At 31.1% G+C, this 283-nt stretch carries 1 protein-coding gene; it reads right to left on the bottom strand.

Features of this window, described 5'->3' with window-relative positions:
• Positions 1 to 76: 76 nt before the first annotated feature.
• The coding region (locus tag CWC04_RS19765; protein ID WP_212747133.1) for a hypothetical protein at positions 77 to 283 on the bottom strand (207 nt) is incomplete at its 5' end.

The raw sequence follows: 283 nt of genomic DNA, 5'->3' as shown, positions 1-283 counted from the left end.
TAAATGATACATCTGTATGGTCAATAAAGTCTTTTTTAACTGAAAAACTTATAAGCCCATGGGTAGCTTTTAACTCTCAATTTTTTACAGTAATTTCTAGAATTCTTTTTTGATTTAAGTTTAGTTTATTCCAAATACCGGGATACTTATCACCAAGGTTGCTTTGTACACTTGACTGATTAAATAATTCAAATTCTTTTGTATAAGAGTTAGAAAGTAGATAGGTTTTCTTCGATGGGTCACTAGGAGTTTCACCAAGCCACACTACTATTTTTAACTGGCC

The sequence above is a fragment of the Pseudoalteromonas sp. S2893 genome (assembly GCF_005887105.1).
Taxonomy (GTDB): Bacteria; Pseudomonadota; Gammaproteobacteria; order Enterobacterales; family Alteromonadaceae; genus Pseudoalteromonas; species Pseudoalteromonas atlantica.
The sequence above is the reverse complement of the archived record's forward strand: the minus strand, read 5'-3'. Positions and strand labels throughout refer to the sequence as shown.